The sequence below is a fragment of the Streptomyces sp. NPDC006544 genome, from assembly GCF_040611715.1.
In the GTDB taxonomy this organism is placed as follows: Bacteria; Actinomycetota; Actinomycetes; order Streptomycetales; family Streptomycetaceae; genus Streptomyces.
The window spans coordinates 13990-31809 of record NZ_JBEXOV010000085.1 but is presented as its reverse complement, the minus strand read 5'-3'; the positions used below and the strand labels follow the sequence as shown (position 1 = coordinate 31809).

At 73.3% G+C, this 17820-nt stretch carries 11 protein-coding genes; 3 read left to right on the top strand and 8 right to left on the bottom strand.

The annotated features are described in order from the left end of the window. Nucleotides 1-900 precede the first annotated feature (900 nt). Nucleotides 901-2661 (top strand): carbohydrate-binding module family 20 domain-containing protein, encoded by a 1761-nt coding sequence (locus tag ABZY44_RS29560; RefSeq protein ID WP_356659090.1) that lies wholly within the window; start codon nucleotides 901-903, stop codon nucleotides 2659-2661. 95 nt (nucleotides 2662-2756) lie between these two features. Beyond that, nucleotides 2757-8138, top strand: coding sequence for a pullulanase-type alpha-1,6-glucosidase (gene pulA / locus ABZY44_RS29555; protein ID WP_356659098.1), 5382 nt, complete (start codon nucleotides 2757-2759; stop codon nucleotides 8136-8138). 109 nt (nucleotides 8139-8247) lie between these two features. Here pulA and ABZY44_RS29550 read toward each other — a convergent pair whose 3' ends face one another. From ABZY44_RS29550 to ABZY44_RS29515, 8 genes are all read right to left on the bottom strand, one after another. Beyond that, nucleotides 8248-8784 (bottom strand): GNAT family N-acetyltransferase, encoded by a 537-nt coding sequence (locus tag ABZY44_RS29550; RefSeq protein WP_356659088.1) that lies wholly within the window; start codon nucleotides 8782-8784, stop codon nucleotides 8248-8250. Between the two features lie 84 nt (nucleotides 8785-8868). Then, nucleotides 8869-9597 carry a TetR/AcrR family transcriptional regulator gene (locus tag ABZY44_RS29545; RefSeq protein WP_356659086.1) on the bottom strand — a complete coding sequence of 243 codons (729 nt, stop codon included), beginning with the start codon at nucleotides 9595-9597 and terminating at the stop codon, nucleotides 8869-8871. Nucleotides 9598-9665: 68 nt separating this feature from the next. Beyond that, a complete protein-coding gene (locus tag ABZY44_RS29540) occupies nucleotides 9666-10721 on the bottom strand; it encodes a PDR/VanB family oxidoreductase (RefSeq protein ID WP_356659084.1) in 1056 nt (351 codons plus the stop codon). Beyond that, nucleotides 10718-11620, bottom strand: coding sequence for a metal-dependent hydrolase (locus tag ABZY44_RS29535; protein ID WP_356659082.1), 903 nt, complete (start codon nucleotides 11618-11620; stop codon nucleotides 10718-10720). Before ABZY44_RS29535 ends, ABZY44_RS29540 begins: the two co-directional genes overlap by 4 nt. 120 nt (nucleotides 11621-11740) lie before the next feature. Then, nucleotides 11741-13189, bottom strand: coding sequence for a hypothetical protein (locus ABZY44_RS29530; RefSeq protein ID WP_356659080.1), 1449 nt, complete (start codon nucleotides 13187-13189; stop codon nucleotides 11741-11743). Nucleotides 13190-13346: 157 nt separating this feature from the next. Next, nucleotides 13347-15284: a hypothetical protein gene (locus ABZY44_RS29525; protein ID WP_356659096.1), complete on the bottom strand. Its 1938-nt coding sequence runs from the start codon at nucleotides 15282-15284 to the stop codon at nucleotides 13347-13349. A 99-nt stretch (nucleotides 15285-15383) separates the two neighbouring features. After that, complete coding sequence (locus tag ABZY44_RS29520) at nucleotides 15384-16199, bottom strand: tyrosine-protein phosphatase (RefSeq protein ID WP_356659078.1); 816 nt, start codon at nucleotides 16197-16199, stop codon at nucleotides 15384-15386. A gap of 81 nt (nucleotides 16200-16280) precedes the next feature. Continuing rightward, entirely contained in the window at nucleotides 16281-16922 is a 642-nt protein-coding gene (locus tag ABZY44_RS29515; protein ID WP_356659076.1) for a rhomboid-like protein, read from the bottom strand. A 65-nt stretch (nucleotides 16923-16987) separates the two neighbouring features. On the opposite strand from ABZY44_RS29515, the gene ABZY44_RS29510 reads away from it, so the two are divergent. After that, nucleotides 16988-17767, top strand: coding sequence for a hypothetical protein (locus tag ABZY44_RS29510; RefSeq protein ID WP_356659074.1), 780 nt, complete (start codon nucleotides 16988-16990; stop codon nucleotides 17765-17767). Nucleotides 17768-17820 lie beyond the last annotated feature (53 nt).

The following is a 17820-nucleotide window of genomic DNA, read 5'->3' as shown; positions in this document are numbered from 1 at the left end:
GGGACCCTCGGAAGGACGACAGGAGCACCCTCCCGGGCCCTGAGGCGCGTCAGATCGCTACACAGTCGCTCTCGGCTTAGCGGCTGCGGCCCGCCCGGGGCTGGACATAAGCCGCCCACGGCCGTCCCGCGCACCGCAGGAGCGCGACTGCGGGCCGGCCGTGCCACCCACCCACCCCATGGGGGCCATGGAGGGCATTTGTCCCGATTTGGTGGCCGGTTGAGGGTCAAACGATCACTTCTCGGACTCTGAGGACGAAGAGACCGTCGCTAGACGACATCAGCGGCCCCCGGACCGTCTGCGGCCTCTGATCAGCCCCTGCCGGCCCGCAGCCGCTAAGCCGAGAGCGACTGTGTAGCGATCTGACGCGTCCGACGGACCGCCAGGCGCTTCCCGTCGACCTCTCGTGCGGCTTGGCCGACGGGACCGGGCACCGGCATCCCTGATCCGGCCGCCCCTCCCCCTCGCACCCCCAGGGCATCCCTTTTCCGGGGGGATCCCGGGAGTCTTGTGGCGTTTCGGGGTGGGCCGGTCGGTCAAGGGTGGCCGAAGGCCATCGCGCAGCGACGCGACCGAAGGGAGCGCCCTTGACGGGGCGGGCCGCCCCGGAAGGACGCTGGACTCCCGGGACGCCCCCAGGAACTGTCAACGCCACCGACAAGCCGCAGCCTAGGCACCCGGCGCCACCGAGCCCCCCTCAACGCCCCCACCCCACCCGGAGTTCGGGCCCCGACCCGCTCCGGCCGAAACAAATCTGCAATCTCTTGCGCAAAGTCTTGCAGCCCTTCCTCCTGGCACCTACGGTCGCTGCAATCCCCCACTCGGCCCCCCACTCGGCCCCCGCTTCGCCACGACCGGTTCCCGCCCGGTCGAGTGCCTCTCCGCCAGGAGGAACACCGCATGCTCAACCCCGCTCGCGTTGTCAGAGCCGCCGCCGCGCTGCTTCCCGTGTCCGCCGCCGCCATGGCCGTCGCCGTCGGCGCCGCGCTCGTCTCGGGCGTCGCCGCCCCCGCCCCGCCTGCCTTCGCGGCCACCCCGGGGGACAAGGACGTCACCGCCGTCATGTTCGAGTGGCGGTTCGACTCCGTGGCCAGGGCCTGCGGAGACAGCCTCGGGCCCGCCGGCTACGGATACGTCCAGGTCTCGCCCCCGCAGGAGCACATCCAGGGGGCCCAGTGGTGGACCTCGTACCAGCCCGTCAGCTACAAGATCGCCGGACGGCTCGGTGACCGGGCCGCCTTCAAGGCGATGGTCGACGCCTGTCACGCGGCCGGCGTGAAGGTCGTCGCCGACTCCGTCGTCAATCACATGGCGGCCTCCGACGGGACCGGAACAGGCGGTACTTCGTATACGAAGTACAACTACCCGGGCCTGTACTCCGGCGCCGACATGGACGACTGCCGGGCGACGATCTCCAACTACTCCGACCGCGCCAACGTCCAGAACTGCGAGCTCGTCCAGCTCGCCGACCTCGACACCGGCGAGGACCACGTCCGCGGCCGGATCGCCGGCTACCTCAACGACCTCCTCTCCCTCGGTGTCGACGGCTTCCGGATCGACGCCGCCAAGCACATGCCCGCCGCCGACCTCGCCAACATCAAGTCCCGGCTGACGAACCCCCACGCCTACTGGAAGCAGGAGGCGATCCACGGCGCCGGCGAGGCCGTCTCGCCGGCCGAGTACCTCGGCAACGGCGACGTGCAGGAGTTCCGCTACGCCCGGGACCTCAAGCGGGTCTTCCAGAGCGAGAACCTCGCCTACCTGAAGAACTTCGGCGAGGCCTGGGGCTACATGCCGAGCGCCCAGTCGGCCGTCTTCGTCGACAACCACGACACCGAGCGCGGCGGCGACACCCTCACCTACAAGGACGGCTCCTCCTACACCCTCGCCAGCGTGTTCATGCTGGCCTGGCCCTACGGCTCCCCGGACGTGCACTCCGGCTACGAGTGGACGGACCGGGACGCGGGGCCGCCCAACGGCGGTACGGTCAACGCCTGTTACGCCGACGGCTGGAAGTGTCAGCACTCCTGGCGCGAGATCTCCTCGATGGTCGCCTTTCGCAACTCCGCGCGCGGGCAGGCCGTCACCGGGTGGTGGGACAACGGGGGCGACCAGATCGCCTTCGGACGGGGAACCAAGGCGTACGTGGCGATCAACCACGAGGCCTCGGCGCTGACCCGGACGTTCCAGACCTCCCTCCCGGCCGGCGGCTACTGCGACGTGCAGAGCGGCCGCGCGGTCACCGTGGACTCCGGCGGGCGGTTCACCGCCACCCTCGGCGCCGGGACGGCGGTGGCCCTGCACGTGGGCGCCCGCAGCTGTGACTCCGGCAGCCCGACGCCCACTCCTGCTCCCACCCCCACCGCGGCCTCCGGTGCTTCCTTCGCCGTGAACGCCACCACCTCGCCAGGCCAGGACATCTACGTCACGGGCGACCGCAGCGAGCTCGGCGGCTGGAACACCGCCGGCGCCCTCAAGCTCGACCCGGCCGCCTACCCCGTCTGGAAGCTCGACGTCACGCTCCCGCCCGGCACGGTCTTCGCGTACAAGTACGTCCGCAAGGACGCCGCCGGGAACGTCACCTGGGAGAGCGGAGCCAATCGCTCCGCCACGGTCCCCGCCAGCGGCAAGGTCGCGCTGACCGACACCTGGCGCAACTGACCTCCCGAACCGCCCCCGTCCCGCACCCAAGGAGACCCGCCTTGACACGCCCCGCCCTCGCCGGCGCGGCGGGAGTGCTCGCCGCCACCCTGGCCGTGACGCTCCTGCCCGCCCTCCCCGCCGCCGCGGCCGTCGCCGCCAAGGCGCCGCCGGCCGCGCCCTCGGACGCCAAGCTGGCCGCCGAGCCCGCGCGGCACGATCTGACCCGGGAGCAGTTCTACTTCGTCCTCCCGGACCGGTTCGCGAACGGCGACCCGCGCAACGACCGGGGCGGCCTGACCGGCTCCCGGCTGGAGACCGGGCTCGACCCGACGGACAAGGGCTTCTACCAGGGCGGGGACCTCAAGGGGCTGACCGACCGGCTGGACTACATCAAGGGGCTCGGCACCACGGCCATCTGGATGGCGCCGATCTTCAAGAACCAGCCGGTGCAGGGCAAGGGGGCCGACGTCTCCGCCGGCTACCACGGCTACTGGATCACCGACTTCACCCAGGTCGACCCGCACTTCGGGACCAACGCGGACCTGGAGCGCCTGATCGACAAGGCGCACGGGAAGGGGATGAAGGTCTTCTTCGACGTCATCACCAACCACACCGCCGACGTCGTCGACTACCGCGAGGCCTCGTACGGGTACCTCTCCAAGGGCGCCTTCCCCTACCTCACCAAGGACGGGGTGCCCTTCGACGACGCCGACTACGCCGCAGGTGCCGGCGGGAAGGGCGCGTTCGCGAAGACCGACGCCGACTCCTTCCCCCGCACCCCCTTCGTGCCCGACGCGAAGAAGAACCTCAAGTCCCCGGCCTGGCTCAACGACCCGACCATGTACCACGACCGGGGCGACTCCACCTTCGCCGGCGAGTCCTCCGCCCAGGGCGACTTCTTCGGTCTCGACGACCTGTGGACCGAGCGTCCCGAGGTCGTGGAGGGCATGGAGAAGATCTACGAGAAGTGGGTCAAGGACTTCGACATCGACGGCTTCCGGATCGACACCGTCAAGCACGTCAACACCGAGTTCTGGACGCAGTGGGCCACGGCCCTCGACAAGTACGCGGCCCAGCGCGGCCGCAAGGACTTCTTCATGTTCGGCGAGGTCTACTCGGCCGACACCGCCGTCACCTCCCCCTACGTGACCCGCGGCCGCCTCGACGCCACCCTCGACTTCCCGCTGCAGGAGGCGATCCGCTCCTACGCCTCCCAGGGCGCGCCGGCCGGGCGCCTCGCGTCCGTCCTCGGCGACGACTACCGGTACACGACCGACAAGGCGAACGCGTACGAGCAGGTCACCTTCCTCGGCAACCACGACATGGGCCGCTTCGGGACCTTCCTGAAGCAGGACCGGCCGGGGGCGGGGGAGCAGGAACTGCTGGACCGGTACCGCCTCGCCAACGAGCTGATGTTCTTCTCCCGCGGCAATCCGGTGATCTACTCCGGCGACGAGCAGGGGTTCACGGGTGCGGGCGGCGACAAGGACGCCCGCCAGCCGCTCTTCGCCTCGCAGGTGGCCGACTACCTGGACGACGACCAGCTCGGGACGGCGCGCACGCACGCGAGCGATGCTTTCGATCCGGAGCACCCGCTCTACCGGCAGATCAGTGCTCTCTCGAAGCTGACGAAGGACCACCCGGCCCTGCGCGACGGCATCCAGAGTGAACGTTTCTCCGACGGCTCCGTCTACGCCTTCGCCCGCACCGACAGCAGCACCGGCGGCCGCGGCCGCGCCCGCACCGAGTACCTGGTGGCCGCCAACAACGGCACCGAGCCCCGCACCATCGAGCTCGACGCCCCGGCCGGCGTCCAGTACCGCACCCTCTACGGAGGAGGAGCGGCCGGCGCCACCGCCCTCCCGCGCGCCTCCGCCGCCGGCAAACTCACCGTCACCGTCCCCGCCCTCGGCTCCGTCGTCCTCCAGGCGACCACCCCGACCGCCGTGCCCGCCGCCTCCACCGCCAAGCCCGCCCTCACCCTGACGGCACCGGCCGCGGGCGCCACCGGCACCGTCGAGCTCTCCGCGACCGTGACCGGCGACCCCCTGAGCCGGGTCGTCTTCGCCGCCCAGACCGGCACCGGGCCGTGGCAGGTCCTCGGCTCCGCCGACCACGCCCCGTACAAGGTCACCCACCACGTCGAAGCGGCGACGGCCGCCGGCACCCCGCTGCGCTACAAGGCCGTCGTCGTCGACTCCGCCGGCCGCACCGCGAGCGCCCTCGCCGCGTCGGCCGCCGGGCAGACCCCGCCCGCCGAGGTCCCCACGGCGACCCAGCGCGACTACGCCGTCGTCCACTACAACCGCCCCGACGGCGACTACACCGACTGGCGCCTGTACGCCTGGGGCGACCTCGCCGAGGGCGAAGCCACCGTCTGGCCCGCCGGGCACGGCTTCACCGGCCGCGACGCCTACGGCGCCTTCGCGTACGTCAAGCTCAAGCCCGGCGCGAGCAGCGTCAGTTACCTCGTCATCGACAAGGACGGCACCAAGGACGTCGCCGCCGACCGGACCGTCGACGTGACCAGGACGGGCGAGATCTGGCTCGACCAGGGCAAGGAAGCACCCCGCCCCGAACGCCCCGCCGCGCCCCCGCAGGACGCGACGAAGGCCGTTCTGCACTACCAGCGCCCCGACGGCGCCTACGACGGCTGGGGCCTGCACGTGTGGACCGGCGCCGCGACGCCGACCGAATGGTCCAAGCCGCTGCTCCCCACCCGCACCGACACCTACGGCGCCGTCTACGAGGTCCCGCTCGCCCCCGGGGCCACGAGCCTCAGCTACATCCTCCACAACGGCGACGCCAAGGACCTCCCGACCGACCAGTCCCTGGACCTGAAGGCCACCGGCCACGAGGTCTGGATGCTGGGCGGCGTGCCCTCCTACCTCCTCCCGCAGCCCGCCGGCTCCTCGGCCGCCCTGGACCTCACCAAGGCCGAGGCGGTCTGGATCGACCGCGACACCCTCGCCTGGAACGCCCCCGCGGCGGCCGCCTCCGTACAGCTCCTCGCCTCCCGCGAGGGCCGGATCGCCACCGCAGGCGGCGCCCTGACCGGGGCGGACGCGGCGCGGTGGCTGCGCCTGTCGAAGGCCCAGCTGACCGAGGCCCAGAAGAAGCGCTTCCCGCACCTGGCAGCCTCCGCGGCCTTCACCGTCGACCCCCGCGACCGCGAGCGGGTGCGCGAGGCCCTGCGCGGACAGCTCGTCGCGAGCGCCCGCGCGGCGAACGGCGCGGTCCTGGCCGCCACCGGGGTCCAGCTCGCCGGTGTCCTCGACGACCTGTACGCCAACACCGCCCCGCTCGGCCCCGTCTTCAAGGACGGCCGCCCCACCCTCTCCGTCTGGGCCCCCACCGCCCAGCAGGTCTCCCTCGAACTCGGCGGCGAAGGCGGCCGCCCCGTCCCCATGCACCGCGACGACACCACCGGCGTCTGGTCGGTGCGCGGCGAGCGCTCCTGGACCGGCAAGCCGTACCGCTACGCCGTCACCGTGTGGGCCCCGAGCACCCGCCAGGTGGTCCAGAACCTCGTCACCGACCCCTACTCCACCGCCCTGACCGCGGACTCCACCCACAGCCTGGCCGTCGACCTGGCCGACCCGAAGCTGGCCCCGCCCGGCTGGCGCGACCTGAAGAAGCCCGCGGCCGTCCCCTTCGTCTCCGCGCAGATCCAGGAGCTGCACGTCCGCGACTTCTCCGTGGCGGACCGCACCACCACCCACCCCGGCCAGTACCTGGCCTTCACCGACACCGACTCGGCGGGCATGCGCCACCTGCGCGAGCTGGCCGCCGCCGGGACCTCCTACGTCCACCTCCTGCCCGCCTTCGACATCGGGACCATCCCGGAGAAGGCCGCGGACCGCACCGAGCCGTCCTGTGACCTGAAGGTCTACGCCCCCGACTCCGAGGAGCAGCAGGCCTGCGTGGCGGCCGCGGCCGCGAAGGACTCGTACAACTGGGGCTACGACCCGCTGCACTACACGGTTCCCGAGGGCTCGTACGCGAGCGACCCCGACGGCACGGCCCGCACCGTCGAGTTCCGCCGCATGGTGCAGTCCCTCAACGGCGCGGGCCTGCGCACGGTCATGGACGTGGTCTACAACCACACCGTCGCCGCCGGCCAGTCGGACAAGTCCGTCCTGGACCGCATCGTCCCCGGCTACTACCAGCGGCTGCTGGCCGACGGCTCCGTCGCCACGTCCACCTGCTGCGCCAACACCGCCCCCGAGAACGCCATGATGGGCCGCCTCGTGGTGGATTCGGTGGTCGCCTGGGCCAAGCAGTACAAGGTCGACGGCTTCCGCTTCGACCTCATGGGCCACCACCCGAAGGACAACATCCTGGCCGTGCGCGCCGCCCTGGACGCGCTGACCGTCGCCAAGGACGGGGTCGACGGAAAGAAGATCGTCCTCTACGGGGAGGGCTGGAACTTCGGGGAGGTCGCGAACGACGCCCGCTTCGTCCAGGCCACCCAGCAGAACATGGCGGGCACCGGCATCGCCACCTTCTCCGACCGGGCCCGCGACGCGGTGCGCGGCGGCGGCCCCTTCGACGAGGACCCGCGGGTACAGGGCTTCGCTTCCGGCCTGTTCACCGCCCCGAACGCCTCCCCGGCGAACGGCACGAGCGAGCAGCAGCGCACCCGGCTCCTGCACGACCAGGACCTGATCAAGGTCGGGCTGACCGGCAACCTCGCCTCGTACGCCTTCACCGACTCCACCGGCCGCCGGATCAAGGGCTCGGAGCTGGACTACAACGGCGCCCCGGCCGGATACGCGGCGGCGCCCGGCGACGCGCTCGCGTACGTCGACGCCCACGACAACGAATCGCTGTTCGACGCCCTGAAGTACAAGCTGCCGCAGGGGACTTCGACCGCCGACCAGTCCCGCGCGCAGGTCCTGGCGATGTCGGTGGCCGCGCTCTCCCAGGGTCCGTCCCTCTCCCAGGCGGGCACGGACCTGCTGCGCTCGAAGTCGCTGGACCGCAACTCCTTCGACAGCGGCGACTGGTTCAACGCCATCCACTGGGACTGCCGTGAGGGCAACGGCTTCGGCCGGGGCCTGCCGCCGGCCGCCGACAACCGCTCGAAGTGGCCGTACGCGAAGCCGCTGCTGGCCGGGGATCCCGCGCCGGGCTGCGCGGACATCACGGGGGCCTCGGCCGCCTACCGCGACCTCCTGAAGATCCGTACGACGGAGCCGGCCTTCGCCCTGACCACCGCGCAGGCGGTCCAGTCCCGCCTGTCGTTCCCGCTGTCGGGGCCCGAGGAGACCCCGGGCGTGATCACGATGGCCCTGGGCGACCTGGTGGTGGTCTTCAACGCCACTCCCACCGCGCAGACCCAGCGCGTCTCCGCCCTCGCGGGCACGGCCTACGCCCTGCACCCGGTCCAGGCCTCGGGCGCGGACGCCGCGGTCAAGACGGCGGCGTACGACGTGCGGACGGGAGGGTTCACGACCCCGGCCCGCACGGTGGCGGTCTTCCGGCGGGGGTGAACGGAAGGGTGCCGGGGGCGCCGGGCCGGTTCCCGCCCCGACCGCCCGGGCCGCCCCCGGCCCGCACCGGCGGGGGCGGCCCGGCCCGCCTCCCCCGCCCGGAGGCGGCTCACACCAGCGTGAGCTGGTCGAGCCGCTTCTCCAGCAGGATCACCCCGTACACCCGGCCGTCCGCGGCCTCCTTGTGGGGGAACTCCCCGACCACCCGGTAGCCCGCACTCCGGTAGTACGTGACCAGCCGCGGGTTGGTGGAGACGCAGTCCAGTCGCGCCCGTTCGAGACCGGCCCTGGCGATGCGCCGCTCGGCATGCTCGAGCAGCCGCCGGCCGGCCCCGACGGGCGCGCTCTCGCGTTCGACCATGAGCCGGTGGACGTAACCGGCGACGGGCGGCTGGACGCCCCAGGCCTCCTCGTCGGACCACCACAGCTCGTACGCGCCGATGGCGCGGCCGTCCTCGTCGGAGGCGATCCACACCTCGCCCTGGCGCATCTTCTCGAGGAAGTGCCCGGCGTCCTTCTCCCCGGGCTTCCACTGCTCGATCCCCTGGCGAACCATCCAGCGGGCGGCCTGGTCGTACAGGGCCACCAGGGTGCCGGTGTCCTTCTGGTCCGCCTGCCGCAGCAGGATCCCGTCGTCAATGATCATGCGAGCATTATGGCCCGGTCCTTGATCAGGAATCGGTGGCCCCGGGACGCTCGCGGGGCCCGTCCAGCTGCCCTCGAGCGGTGCTCAGCGCTGCGCGCCCGGGACCGGCTCCGCCGTGTGCGGCACGAGGGCCGCGAGTCGCCCCACCAGCTCCCCGAAGGGCCCGTCGGCGGGCTCGTCCACGAGGATCCGTACGAGGATGCCCGCCATCTGCGCGTCGTAGGCGGCGCTCACCGCGGCCAGCGCCGCGAAATCGTGCACCAGCTGCAGTTCCAGCTCGGCGCGCGGGATCCGCCGCCCGTCCAGCCAGATCAGCGCGGTCGACTCGGCCAGCGACACCCACGAGCGGACCACCAGCTCCAGCCGGGCCGGCGTGGCCTGCTGATCGATCCCCAGGTGCGCGAGGATCTGCTCGTACGCCGCCTGGCGCACCTCGTCGATCATCGCGTTGGCCCGGCTGCTCCCGACGGCGGGGCCGCCCCGCATCAGCGCCGAGAAGCCCGGGCCGTGGTCGTCCACGAAGGCGAAGAACCGCCCCATGACCCGGAGCAACCGCGCCCCGAGCGGCCCCTCCTGCGGTTCGACGAAACGAAGGGCGAGCTCGTCGGCGGCCCGGCTCAGCGCGGCCTCGTACAGGCTCAGTTTGCCCGGGAAGTAGTGGTAGACCAGCGGCCGCGATATCCCCGCGGCGGCCGCGATCTCGTCGATGGACACATCGTCGGGCGACCGGTGGCTGAACAGCTCCAGCGCCACCCCGATCAGCTGCTGCCGCCGCTCCTCGACACTCATCCTGCGCCGCACCCCGGTTGTCATGCGGACACCCTACTTCGCCGCCCGCCGGGGCCGTTGCCCCGGAGGCCCGCGTTCCGCCCGGGGCCGGCCTACAGGTCCAGGACCAGATGGTCCGCGGCCGCGCGGGAGACGCACAGGAGCATCGAGTCCTCGCGTTCGCCGTCCGTGAGGAGGGTGTCGCGGTGGTCGACGACGCCCGACAGGACGCGGTGCCGGCACGTGCCGCAGAAGCCCTGCTCGCAGGAGTACGGAGTGTCGGGCAGCTCGCGGCGCACGGCGGCGAGGGCGGATTGCGCGGCCGCCACCTCGATCAGGCGGCCGGAGCGGCGCAGTTCCAGCGTGAAGGGCTTCGCGTCGCTTCCCGCCGCGGCCGGGGAGAAGCGTTCCGTGTGCACGGCGACCCCCGCCGCGGCCGCCGCCTCCACCGCGGCCATCAGGGGGGCCGGGCCGCAGCAGTAGACCAGGGTGTCCGGGCCCAGCGCCGCGAGCGGGGAGAGGTCGGGCAGGCCCGCCTCGTCCTGCGCGACGACCGTGACCCGGTCGCCGTGGGCGGCCAGTTCGGCCAGGAAGGGCATGGAGGCCCGCGAACGGCCGCCGTAGAGGAGGGTCCACGTCGCGCCCGCCGCCTCGGCGGCCCGGACCATCGGGAGGAGCGGAGTGATGCCGATGCCGCCGGCCACGAACGCGTAGGAGGGGGCGGGCTGGAGGGGGAAGCGGTTGCGGGGAGGACGGACGGAAAGCTCCGCGCCCTCCGGCACCTGCTCGTGCGCCTCGCGCGAGCCGCCGCGGCCGTCCTCGACCAGCCGGATCGCGATCGTGTAGCGGCCCGGGGCGCAGGGGTCGCCGCACAGGGAGTACTGGCGCACCAGGCCCGAGGGGAGCCGTACGTCCACGTGCGCGCCCGGGGTCCAGGCCGGGAGGTCCGGAGATTCCAGGGTCAGGGACAGGACGCCGTCCGCGGGCTCCGTGCGGGACACGATCCGGGCCGGTATCCACCGGCGCGGCGAGTATCCCGAGACCGGGGTCTCCAGGGCCGGCAGCGGCCAGAGAGGCGAGCCGCCGTCGATGCGCCTGCCGATCGCCCGCTTCGCGAGCCACGCCGCGCCCGCCAGCGCCCCCACCGTCACCGCCGTGGTCCGCCTCATGCGCGGGTACCTCCGTTGGCGCCGGGGGAGGAGGCGAGGTAGGCCACGGCCTGCGCCGTGGAACCCTCCTGGGAGGGGTGGTACGTACGGGACAGGTACGTGGGGATCGACTTCAGCATCGCGCCCGTTGAGGGCAGGGTGCCCTTGCGTCCCGACCGGTGGAACTGACCCACCGACGCCTTGGACCCGGGCGGCAGTTCGGGGTCGTGCTCCATGAAGTAGCGCGATCCGCGCTGCCACAGGAAGACCAGCGCCGTGAAGGCGGTGGCCCAGGTCCGCGCCCGGCGCCGGTAGCTGCCGTCCACGTGCATGAAGAGGTCGAAGGCGACCGACCGGTGCTCGACCTCCTCCGCGCCGTGCCACCGCAGCAGGTCCAGCATCATCGGGTCCGCGCCCCGCCGGTCCAGCTCCCGCGCGTTGAGCACCCAGTTGCCCAGGAAGGCGGTGTAGTGCTCGATCGCCGCGATCATCGCCACGCGTTCCATCAGCCACCACGTGCGCGCCCTGCCCGGCGGCAGGGTCCGGTCGCCGAGCAGCTTCTCGAAGAGCCAGTCGACCTGCGCGGTGTACGGGGTCGGGTCCAGGCCCAGCCGCTTCAGGTGGGGGAGCACGTCGTCGTGCGCGCTCGCGTGCATGGCCTCCTGGCCGATGAACCCCACGACGTCCCGGCGCAGTCGCTCGTCCTCGATGTACGGGAGCACCTGCTTGTACACGTGGACGAACCAGCGCTCGCCCGCCGGGAGCAGCAGGTGCAGCACGTTGATCGTGTGGTTCGCGAAGGGGTCGCCGGGCAGCCAGTGGAGCGGGGTGTCCTCCCAGGCGAAGGACACGTTCCGGGCCTTCAGGTCTATGTGTTCCGACGCCACGGGGGCGGGCGACGCGGGCGGCGTATTAGACATGGCGTCAATGTACTGATGGGTATGGGGGAGGGAAACCCCTCTGCCGCCATCAAGTTCCGCGGCCCCCGGGAGCGCGCAGCGCGCTCCCGGGGATCTTCGGGGCTCGGGGGCCCGGTGCGGCTACCGGCCCGACTGCCCGCTCGCGAGCGCCCACTCGCGGTTGAGGGTGCCCAGCGGGATGCGGCGCTCGAAGACGGGCGTGCCGAACAGGGACAGCTGGAGGTGGAGCTGCCCGCTCAGGTCGAAGCCGCCGTACAGCGCCCACGCGCCGTCGAGGGAGGTCTTGCCGTCGCTGGCCGCCCCCGCCTTGGCGTCGGCCTCGCCGCGCAGGTACGGGGCGAAGTCCGCGCTGACGCCGATGGCCCCGTACAGGCCGACGGAGGCCTCGGCGCCGAGCGCGCCCTTGACCTTCCCGGTGGCGGTGACGCTCGCCTCGACCGGAGTGCTCCGGACGGTGGACGCGCTGACCGGAATCCAGCCCTTGCCCGTCGCGTAGGAGCCGCCGACCTTGAAGTCGCCCTTGACGTCCTGCCGTACGTCAAGTGTCACGCGGCCGTCGGCCTCCACCTGGACGTAGCAGGTCAGGTCGAGGTTGACCACGACCGGCACCGGTCCGACCTGGATGACCGGGGCGCTGTGCAGCTTGGCGAACGGGATCCGCTTGGGCGCTCCGGTGGTCGCGGCGGCGCGGCCCTGGAGCTTCCACTGCGAGGACCAGTCGCCGCTCATGCCGAGGAAGGCGGAACGCGGCCCGGCGGCGCCCCCGCCCGAGCTGCCGTCGTACGAGAACTCCACCTGGGGGGCGAGCTGGACGAACCCGGACACCGAGGCGCCGGCCGACGCGGGGGCGTCCGGGGCGGTGTCCACGGCGGCGTTCACGTCGAGGCGCAGGTTGCCCAGGGGCAGCTTCGCGCCTTCGGGGCCGAACGTCACGCCCTGGCTCTTGGCCCAGGAGAAGGTGACGCCCTTCATCAGGGGTTCGACGGTGACCGACGCGGGGTCGACGGGGACCTTGCCGTCGGCCTTGTCGTCGTTCAGGACGGAGGCCAGTGTCGTGGAGGCGGTCTTGACCTCGGTGCCGCGGTCGGTCTTCCCGACGACCTCGGTGACCTTGGCGAGCAGGCCGTTGGGGGCGCCCGGAGCCGGTGCACTGGCGATGACGTCGCCGACCGCGACGGGCTTGTCGGCCTCCGGCTTCTTGTCCGGCTCCGGCTTCTTGCCGGCCTCCGGCTTCTTGCCGGGCGAGGATGACGGGGCGGGCCCCTGCGGGGCCTTGGCTATGACGGCCCGTCCGCTCGCCGGGTCGTACGAGGCGACCTTCAGCGAGGACTGCCCCGTCCTGCCCTTCCCGTCGGCGCGGGACACGGCCGCCGGTGTAGGTGTGCCCTGGGGCGCCGCGGCCACGTCGAGCTGCTGCGACGTGCCGTCGCCCGAGGGCGCGAGGGCGGCGGGGGCGGCGGGGGCGGCCGCGTCCGCGGCGCCGGCGTGCGGTGTGGAGGAGCAGCCGGTTGCGGTGAGCGCGAGTGTGGTCAGGCCGGGGAGCAGGAGCCGTCGGGCGAGCATGCGCACGTGGGTGAACCTTCGGTACGTGAGGGGTGCGGGGTTGGTTACCTATGGGTAACCAGAATTCGATCATGCCACGTGTGCCCGGTGGCAGGCATGTCCGGATCGCGCCAACTACCCGGCCGTTCCCGACGGTTGAAGATTCACCCACGTTTCGGCGGGGCTACCGCAGGACACCCGCCTTCGACCCGTCCGTCAGCTTGCCCGACAGCTCCACCTGCGCGCCCGCCGGTGCCTTCACCGCCAGCCGGTTGCCCACCGCGACCCCGCTCACCTGGCCGCCCCCGACTGTCAGCGAGGCGAACTGAGCGCTGCCCGCGGCCAGCACGTACCACTGCCCGGCCTTCGACTTCCACAACACGCCGGCCAGCACCCGCGGTTCCCGCGGCCCGCACGCCGGCGAGCCCTCCGCCTTCGCCGCCTGCGCGGCCAGCGGTGCCCCCGGGGCGAGGAACTGCGCCTGCACCCGGTCCGCCGTACCCTGCCAGGTCTCCGCACGCGTGCACAGCCAGGTCGCCGTCCCGTCGCCCTCGGGCAGCGGCTGCTTCGCGTACGTCCACGCGTTGACCGTCCGCACCCCGTGCGAGCGCACGGACGGCAGCAGGCACGCGATCCGTGACCACTCGCCCAGTTCCGCGCCCTCCGTCACGTTCCGCTCGGCGCCCGGCGCGCCCGACGTCAGCCGGGCCGGGGTCAGTTCGCCCAGGTCGGTGATCAGCCGGGTCCCGCCGTCGCCGGTCAGGGCCAGCGCGTTCCAGCTGGCGCAGGTGCCCTCCGGGGCCGGGCTCGCCACCGGCGGGGTCGTTCCGTCCGCCGTCAGCCTCAGCTCCGCGGGGGCGGCCGTCGGCTTCAGCAGGTCCCGCAGCACCACACCCGTCACCCACGGCGCCGCCAGGTAGCGGACGTTGCCGTCGACCCGGCTCAGTACGAGGGCGGTCGCCGTGTCCGCCGAGGCGCCGTCGGTGCGGGCGAAGTCCAGGGCCGCGACGTCGGTGCCGGAGCGCGGTTCGGCGTACCGGGCCACGCGCAGCCCGTCGTAGAGCAGGACCACGACGGCCTGGTCGACCGTGCCCGCGAACAGCAGCTGCGGCGGGCCCATCGGCGGCCCCGACGGGGTGCCGGGGGTGGCCGAGACGACGACGGAGCGGCCGGGCCGGGCCCAGACGGCCAGCGCCCGCCGCAGCAGGGCCGTGTCGTCGACGCGGTCGCCGCGCGCCGGCCAGCCCGAGTAGTCGGTACGGGAGGACGTGCGCCAGACGTCCGGAGCGGCCCGGACCAGCTGCCCGGGATCCAGGGCCTGCTCCGCCGCCGCGTTCCTCGCGTACGGCGGGGCCGCCGCCCCGTCGGCCCCCCAGCCCCCGCCGGGCAGCGCCAGCAGCGCCCCGCACACCAGGAGGGCGGCCCCGGCGGCGATCCCGGCCCGCACGAACCGGCGGCGGCGCAGCAGGTCGGTGGGCCGGGCCTGCAGGGCGCACGGGTCGAACTCGGGGGAGGCGAAGAGCTCGTCGGTGGCCGGATCCCCGGACTCGGCGACGGCCGCGGCCGGATTCGCGACCCCCGCCTCCGTCAGGACCCGGAGCACGTCGGGCTCGGACAGCCGCTCCAGCGCGCGCAGCACGCAGGCGGCCCTGCCCGGCCCGTCGAGGGTGGCCAGCCACTGGTCGAGGGCCAGCTCCTCGGCGCCGCCCGAGCGCGGGAACAGCCGCAGCCCCCACACCTGGGGGAGCAGCGGCGGCAGTTGGGACCGCCGGGGCAGTGCGCGGAAGGTCAGCGGGATCCCGGCCTCCAGGGCGGACCGCAGCACGCGCAGGCGTACGTAGGCGTACCCGGACTCGGGGCCCGCCCCGCCCCGCTGGCCGGGCACCCCGCCCTGCACCGCGGCCTGTGCGGCCGCCGCCCCGTCCCGGCGGCCGCGCGGCAGCGCGCGCTGGGCCAGCGAGTGCGCGGTGAGCACCCGGCGGTTGCGGCCGAGGGAGGGCGGCAGTACGAGGTAGGCGAGCCGCACCAGCCGCGGGTAGTGCTCGACGATGGCGGCCTCGGCCTGCTCGACGTCGGGCGAGAGGGGGCGGGTGGCGGTATCCGGCGCAGTCACGTTCAGCAGAACGAGCGAATGGTCGGATGGTTGCGCGCGTTCGGCCGAATCCGGCGGGCGGCCGGACCACGAGCCGCCGCGCGGACCGGGCGACGGCCGCCGTGTGGATCAGGCGACGAGCCGCGCGCGCAGCGCCTCGACCGTGTCGTCGTGGACCCCGAGGCCCTCGCGCACGTACTTCTCCATCGAGCCGTAGCGCGTGGTCACCTCGTCCAGTGCCGCCTCCAGGTAAGAGGGGTAGACGCCGATCAGCGCGAGCGCGAGGTCCGGGTCGCCGCCGGCCGCCGTGAAGCCCTCGATCATCGGGGCGAAGGCGATCCGCACCGCCGGGTTCACCGACAGGTACTCGCTCATCAGCGTCTCGTCGTCCGCGCCGAGCAGCGACAGGACGATGGTCGCGCCCCAGCCCGTACGGTCCTTGCCGGCCGTGCAGTGGAACAGCAGCGGGCCCGCCTGGGGGTCGGCGAGCTCGGTGAGGAGCAGCCGGTAGGCGGCCTGGGCCGAGCCGGAGCTCACCAGCGAGCGGTAGATGCCGGCGAACAGCGCCTGGACCTTGCCGCCGCCCAGGTGTTCCTCGGCGACCGCGGGGTCGGACAGCAGGTCCTTGAGCTGCGCGGCGGGAATCTTCCCGGCCCCGGCGCCGTCCGGGCCGTCGGCGTTCATCTTGTCGGCCAGGGCGTCGGCTATCAGCAGCCGGGCGCCGGCCGGCACCCGGTCGGGATGCTCACCGCGCTCGGTGTCGGTGCGGAAGTCGAGGACCGTACGGATGCCCAGCGCGGCCACCACCGGGTCGGCGTCGACGTCGAGCCGGTCGAGCTGGCCGGAGCGGAGCACCAGGCCGGGGCGCACGGTGCGGCCACCGGAGAGCGGGGTGCCGCCGAGGTCGCGGAGATTGGCGACGGTCGTGGCGGTGGTGACGGTCATCGTGGCGGCTCCAGCGGTGGCGGTGGCGGGGGCTATTCGAAAAACGAATGATCGAAGAACCGAATCGCGGGGATCGGAGGGCTAGGCGGACAGTGGTGACATGCGCTGGGTGACGCGTGTCATCCCCATGATTTTCGTAGATCCTTCCCGGGAAAGACAATCGGCGGCCAGCGAGAGCCCGAGGCCCAGCCCCAGCGCCACCAGGTGACCGGCGTCGGTGAAGGTCCGCCCCCGCCGCAGCACCGGCCGCACGGCGAGCGCCAGCAGCCCCACCCGGGCGGCGGTGCGCACGGGCCCGCGCGGCAGCGTCGAGGTCAGCGCGCCGAGCACGGTGTTGAGCCCGTAGCTGGTGCCCACGTCCACCGCCCGGCGGGTCCGCGGACCGGCCGCCCTGCGCAGCACGCCGTACACCAGCAGCGTCGCCGCGGTGTGGCCGAACAGGAAGGCGGCGGCCGTCCACCAGGCGCCGTACGCGTATTCGGCGTATCCGAGTACCGCCGTCAGGAGCAGCGCGTACGGCAGTGGCATCGGCTCCTCGACCAGCAGCGCGCTGAGCGCCAGGGTCTCCCAGCGGCCGGCTTCGAGGTTGTCGGCGTTGGTCGAGCAGGTGCGCAGCAGCCGCTCGCGCGCACCCGGTTCCAGCCGCTCCAGGGCGTACGCGCCCAGCTGCACCCCGCCCGCGTACACCGCACCCAGTGGCACTGTCAATGGCAGTGGATTCATCCGCCCATGATCGGGTGCCCCGGTGCGTTGAGCGAGAGGGGGGCCCGTGGCACCATGCCCTGGTCATGACACACAGCCCCGCGCCGCTGCGCGCCGCCCGGGCCGCGCTCTTCGCGGCGGTGGCTGTCGCACTGGGTGCGCTGGGGCATTCGTACATGTCCGGTACGGACCTTCCCGTCCTGGGTCTTCTGTCCGCTTTCGGGCTGACCGGCGGCCTCGCCTGGCTCGGCGCCGGGCGCCGTCGCAGGCCGCTCCCCATCGCCGCGGCCCTGCTCGGCGTCCAGGCGGTCCTGCACCTCGTCTTCTCGGTTTCCGCCGGCAGCCACCACGGGGCGGGTGCGGAAGCGGAGGCCGCGGCCGGGGCCGACCGCATGGCCGGGATGGCGGGCGTGGACGCCGCCACCCTTGCGGACATGCCGGTCATGGCCGGAATGGACACAGTCGGCATGGGCGGCATGGGCGGCATGGACATGGCCGAGCTGGGCGGCATGGGCGGGATGGCGGCCGGCCATGCCCACGACGGCCTCGGCATGATCGCCGCACACGTTCTCGCCGGGCTGTTCTGCGCGGCCTGGCTGGCCTGGGGCGAGACGGCCGTCTTCCGTCTCGCCGCCGTCCTCGCGGCCGGGGCCCTGCTCGCCGCCCGGCCGCTCTCCCGGGTCCTCGCCCTGCTGTGGACGCGCGCGGCCTGCGCGGCGTCGGTGCCCGTCTTCTGCCGCCCCGCCGCCTACGAGCGGCCGCGCACCCTGCGCGGGGCCGTGCACGCGCACACCGCCGAGCGGCGCGGGCCGCCCGCGCGCGGACGGATCCGTATCACGGCCCCCGGCCGTCCCGCCCGCGCCTGACCTGAACGGCGCACCTCCTAGGCGAGGGGGCGAGACCTGGGGCCGCTCACCCC